The organism is Pseudomonas sp. SIMBA_041, assembly GCF_046535095.1.
GTDB classification, from domain to species: Bacteria; Pseudomonadota; Gammaproteobacteria; order Pseudomonadales; family Pseudomonadaceae; genus Aquipseudomonas; species Aquipseudomonas mucoides.
In genome coordinates, this window is the sequence record NZ_JAWRXJ010000172.1 from 1 (window position 1) to 289 (window position 289).

Sequence of the window (289 nt, forward strand, 5' to 3'; positions counted from 1 at the left end):
TGACGATCGCAACCGCGTCGATACCGTCGTCGCGCGCGGCTTCGGCACGCGCCATTTCGCGCCAGTCCACATAGCTGCGAGCGATGCCGGCTTCATCGGCGCTCGCTTGCGCTCGCTGCGGATCGGACGACAACGCACCCGCCACCAGTTCGAAGCGGTCGTCGAGCCGCGCCGCGATCCGATGCACCGCGCCGATAAATGCGCCCTGTCCGCCGCCGACCATGCCTAATCTGAACCTTCTTCGTGGCATCACCCTCGCTCTCCTTTGCGATCGATCGCAATCAAATGC

General features: G+C 64.7%; 1 protein-coding gene. It reads right to left on the reverse strand.

What is annotated here, in order from left to right; all coding sequences use genetic code 11:
• A partial coding sequence (locus SB725_RS30715; protein WP_410923134.1) for a Gfo/Idh/MocA family oxidoreductase occupies positions 1 to 250 on the reverse strand: 250 nt, incomplete at its 3' end.
• Positions 251 to 289 lie beyond the last annotated feature (39 nt).